Raw genomic sequence first — 5,013 nt, forward strand, 5'->3', positions numbered from 1 at the left:
GGTGCCCAGTCTGACCCGCCCACCACCCACCTCAGCGAAGCCGGTGTCCGCTCCCGGCTCCCCCAGACGCCCTGTGCCCTCACACAGGTACGCCTTCGGAGGCAGCCATGCAGGAAATCCTCGACGCGATCATCAGCACCGACACCACGTCGGCGGACTTCGCGGCGATCAAGCTCCCCGAGTCCTACCGCGCGGTGACGCTCCACAAGGACGAGGAGCAGATGTTCGCGGGCCTCGACAGCCGCGACAAGGACCCCCGCAAGTCCCTTCACCTCGACGAGGTCGCCCTGCCCGAGCTGGGCCCCGGCGAGGCCCTGGTCGCCGTCATGGCGAGCGCGGTGAACTACAACACCGTCTGGAGCTCGATCTTCGAGCCGGTCTCCACCTTCGGCTTCCTGGAGCGCTACGGCCGGCTGTCGCCGCTCACCAAGCGCCACGACCTGCCGTACCACGTGGTCGGCTCCGACCTCGCCGGCGTGGTGCTGCGCACCGGCGCCGGGGTCAACGCCTGGAAGCCGGGCGACGAGGTCGTCGCGCACTGCCTCTCGGTCGAACTGGAGTCCGCGGACGGCCACAACGACACGATGATGGACCCGGAGCAGCGCATCTGGGGCTTCGAGACCAACTTCGGCGGCCTGGCCCAGCTGGCCCTGGTGAAGACCAACCAGCTGCTGCCCAAGCCCAAGCACCTCACCTGGGAGGAGGCCGCCTCCCCCGGTCTGGTCAACTCCACCGCCTACCGCCAGCTGGTCTCGCGCAACGGCGCCGGCATGAAGCAGGGCGACAACGTGCTGATCTGGGGCGCCAGCGGCGGCCTCGGCTCGTACGCCACCCAGTATGCGCTGGCCGGCGGCGCCACCCCGATCTGCGTGGTCTCCAACGACCAGAAGGCCGAGATCTGCCGCGCCATGGGCGCCGAGGCGATCATCGACCGCTCCGCCGAGGGCTACCGGTTCTGGAAGGACGAGCACACCCAGGACCCGCGCGAGTGGAAGCGGCTGGGCGCGAAGATCCGCGAGTTCACCGGCGGCGAGGACGTGGACATCGTCTTCGAGCACCCGGGCCGGGAGACCTTCGGCGCCTCGGTGTACGTCACCCGCAAGGGCGGAACCATCGTCACGTGCGCCTCCACCTCCGGCTACATGCACCAGTACGACAACCGGTACCTGTGGATGTCGCTCAAGCGGATCGTCGGCTCGCACTTCGCCAACTACCGCGAGGCCTTCGAGGCCAACCGCCTGATCGCCAAGGGCAAGATCCACCCCACCCTGTCCAAGGTCTACTCCCTGGAGGAGACCGGCCAGGCCGCCCTGGACGTGCACCACAACAAGCACCAGGGCAAGGTCGGCGTGCTCTGCCTGGCCCCCGAGGCGGGCCTGGGCGTCACCGACCCCGAGCTGCGCGAGAAGCACCTGCCGGCCATCAACCGCTTCAGGAACGTGTGAGACCCGCCGATGACTGAGCCCCAGAAGCGCGACCGGCCCTGGCTGATGCGCACCTACGCCGGCCACTCCACCGCGAGCGACTCCAACGCGCTCTACCGGCGGAACCTGGCGAAGGGCCAGACCGGCCTGTCCGTCGCCTTCGACCTGCCGACCCAGACCGGCTACGACTCCGACCACGTCCTCGCCCGCGGCGAGGTCGGCCGGGTCGGCGTCCCGGTCGGCCACGTCGGCGACATGCGCACCCTGTTCGACGGCATCCCGCTCGAACGGACCAACACCTCCATGACGATCAACGCCACCGCGATGTGGCTGCTGGCGCTCTACCAGGTGGTCGCCGAGGAGCAGGGCGCGGACGTCGCCAAGCTCACCGGCACCACCCAGAACGACATCGTCAAGGAGTACCTGTCGCGCGGGACGCACGTCTTCCCGCCCGGCCCGTCGGTGCGGCTGATCACCGACATGATCGCCTACACGGTCGGCAACATCCCCAAGTGGAACCCGATCAACATCTGCAGCTACCACCTGCAGGAGGCCGGGGCCACGCCCGTCCAGGAGATCGCCTACGCGATGTGCACCGCCATCTCGGTGCTCGACGCCGTGCGCGACTCCGGCCAGGTGCCGGCCGAGCGGATGGGCGAGGTGGTCGCCCGGATCTCCTTCTTCGTGAACGCCGGCGTGCGCTTCGTCGAGGAGATGTGCAAGATGCGCGCCTTCGCCCGGCTGTGGGAGAAGGTCACCCTGGAGCGCTACGGCGTCACCGACCCCAAGCAGCGCCGCTTCCGCTACGGCGTCCAGGTCAACTCGCTCGGCCTGACCGAGGCCCAGCCGGAGAACAACGTCCAGCGGATCGTCCTGGAGATGCTGGCCGTCACCCTCTCCAAGGACGCCCGCGCGCGTGCCGTCCAGCTGCCCGCCTGGAACGAGGCGCTCGGCCTGCCCCGGCCCTGGGACCAGCAGTGGTCGCTGCGCATCCAGCAGGTGCTGGCGTACGAGTCGGACCTGCTGGAGTACGGCGACATCTTCAACGGCTCCGAGGTGATCGAGGCCAAGACCGACGAGCTGCTGGCCGGCGCCGAGGCGGAGATCGCCAAGGTGCTGGAGATGGGCGGGGTGATCCCGGCCGTCGAGTCCGGCTACCTGAAGTCCAACCTGGTCGCCTCGCACGCCGCCCGCCGGGCCCGGATCGAGTCCGGCGAGGACAAGATCATCGGGGTGAACTGCTTCGACACCACCGAGCCGAGCCCGCTCACCGCCGACCTCGACACCGCGATCATGGTGGTCGACCCGGCCTCCGAGCGGTCCGTGCTCGCCGCCCTGGAGGCCTGGCGCGCCGAGCGCGACGAGGCCGCCGCCCAGGCGTCGCTGGCCGAGCTCAAGGCCGTCGCCGCCACCGGGACCAATCTGATGCCGGCCACGCTCGCCTGCGCCCGGGCCGGCGTCACCACCGGCGAGTGGTCCTTCGCCCTGCGCGAGGTCTTCGGCGAGTACCGCGCGCCCACCGGCGTCGGCGGCGCGCCCGTCGCCGTGGCCGCCGAGCCCGGCGGCGAGCTGGAGCAGGTCCGTGCCGCGGTCGCCGCCACCGCCGCGGAGCTGGGCGCCGGCAAGCTGCGCCTGCTGGTCGGCAAGCCCGGCCTGGACGGGCACTCCAACGGTGCCGAGCAGATCGCCGTCCGGGCCCGCGACGCCGGCTTCGAGGTGGTCTACCAGGGCATCCGGCTGACCCCGGAGCAGATCGTCTCCGCCGCCGTCGCGGAGGACGTGCACTGCGTGGGCCTGTCCATCCTCTCCGGCGCGCACAGCGAGCTGGTGCCCGACGTCCTGAAGCGGCTGCGCCGCGCCGGGGTGGAGGATGTCCCGGTGATCGTGGGTGGCATCATCCCGGCAGCGGACGGCGAGGCCCTCAAGGCCGCCGGCGTCGCCGCCGTGTTCACCCCGAAGGACTTCGGCATCACCACCATCATCGGCCGGATCGTGGACGAGATCCGGCTGGCCAACAAGCTCCAGCCGTGGACGCCCGCACCGACCGCGGCCACGAACTGAACAGCTGACCAGCTGACCACTGGGAAGGAACCCTCGATTCTTATGACTGCTGTGAACCGTCTGCGCCCGCGCCGCTCCTGTCTCGCCGTGCCGGGCAGCAACCCGCGCTTCCTGGAGAAGGCCCAGGGCCTGCCGGCCGACCAGGTCTTCCTCGACCTGGAGGACGCCTGCGCCCCGCTGGTCAAGGAGAGCGCGCGCCACAACATCGTCGACGCGCTCAACAACGGCGACTGGGGCGGCAAGACCCGCGTCGTGCGCGTCAACGACTGGACCACGCACTGGACCTACCGCGACGTGATCACCGTGGTCGAGGGCGCCGGCCCCAACCTCGACTGCATCATGCTGCCCAAGGTGCAGGACGCCGAGCAGGTCAAGGCGCTCGACCTGCTGCTCACCCAGATCGAGAAGACCATGGGCTTCGAGGTCGGCCGGATCGGCATCGAGGCGCAGATCGAGAACGCCAAGGGCCTGATCAACGTCGACGCCATCGCCGAGGCCTCGCCCCGGCTGGAGACCATCATCTTCGGCCCCGCCGACTTCATGGCCTCCATCAACATGAAGTCGCTGGTCGTCGGCGAGCAGCCGCCCGGCTACAACGCCGACGCCTACCACTACATCCTGATGCGCATCCTGATGGCCGCCCGCGCCAACGACCTCCAGGCGATCGACGGCCCGTACCTCCAGATCCGCAACCAGGAGGGCTACCGCGAGGTCGCCCGCCGCTCGGCCGCCCTCGGCTTCGACGGCAAGTGGGTGCTCCACCCGGACCAGGTCGCCGCCGCGAACGAGATCTACTCGCCCTCGCAGGAGGACTACGACCACGCCGAGCTGATCCTCGACGCGTACGACTACTGCACCTCCGAGGCGGGCGGCGCCAAGGGCTCCGCCATGCTCGGCGACGAGATGATCGACGAGGCCAGCCGCAAGATGGCGCTGGTCGTCGCCGGCAAGGGCCGGGCCGCGGGCCTGCAGCGCACCACCAAGTTCGAGATCCCGGAAAGCTGAGGGCCCACGGCATGCAGTTCGGACGCACCTACGAGGAGTTCGAGGTCGGCGCGGTCTACAAGCACTGGCCCGGCAAGACGGTCACCGAGTACGACGACCACCTCTTCTGCCTGCTCACCATGAACCACCACCCGCTCCACATGGACACCAACTATGCGGAGAAGACGACGGACTTCGGCAGGAACGTCGTGGTGGGCAACTACATCTACTCGCTGCTGCTCGGCATGTCCGTCCCGGACGTCTCCGGCAAGGCGATCGCCAACCTGGAGATCGAGTCGCTGCGGCACGTCGCACCGACCTTCCACGGCGACACCCTCTACGGCGAGACCACTGTGCTCGACAAGTGGCCGTCCAAGTCCAAGGACGACCGCGGCATCGTGTACGTCGAGACCAAGGGGTACAAGCAGGACGGCACGGTCGTCTGCGTCTTCCGCCGCAAGGTGATGGTGCCGACCGAGACGTACATCAAGGAGCGCGGCGGCGAGCAGCCCGGTCGTCCGACCCCGCTCTCCTGAGCCCCTCC

Annotated in this window: 4 protein-coding genes; all 4 read left to right on the forward strand. The window is 69.5% G+C overall.

Annotated features, from left to right (window positions below; genetic code table 11):
• Positions 1-107 precede the first annotated feature (107 nt).
• From ccrA to ACIQOV_RS27280, 4 genes are read left to right on the forward strand one after another with little or no spacing between them, the layout of a single operon-like run.
• Positions 108-1,445, forward strand: a complete 1,338-nt coding sequence (gene ccrA, locus ACIQOV_RS27265; protein ID WP_401052873.1) for a crotonyl-CoA carboxylase/reductase — start codon at positions 108-110, stop codon at positions 1,443-1,445.
• A 9-nt stretch (positions 1,446-1,454) separates the two neighbouring features.
• Positions 1,455-3,485, forward strand: coding sequence for a protein meaA (locus ACIQOV_RS27270; RefSeq protein ID WP_401052876.1), 2,031 nt, complete (start codon positions 1,455-1,457; stop codon positions 3,483-3,485).
• 42 nt (positions 3,486-3,527) lie between these two features.
• Positions 3,528-4,490, forward strand: a complete 963-nt coding sequence (locus ACIQOV_RS27275) for an HpcH/HpaI aldolase/citrate lyase family protein (RefSeq protein WP_401052879.1) — start codon at positions 3,528-3,530, stop codon at positions 4,488-4,490.
• A gap of 11 nt (positions 4,491-4,501) precedes the next feature.
• A complete protein-coding gene (locus ACIQOV_RS27280; RefSeq protein WP_387685797.1) occupies positions 4,502-5,005 on the forward strand; it encodes a MaoC family dehydratase in 504 nt (167 codons plus the stop codon).
• The last annotated feature ends 8 nt before the right edge of the window (positions 5,006-5,013 follow it).

The sequence above is a fragment of the Kitasatospora sp. NPDC091257 genome, assembly GCF_044757675.1.
In the GTDB taxonomy this organism is placed as follows: domain Bacteria; phylum Actinomycetota; class Actinomycetes; order Streptomycetales; family Streptomycetaceae; genus Kitasatospora; species Kitasatospora lactacystinica.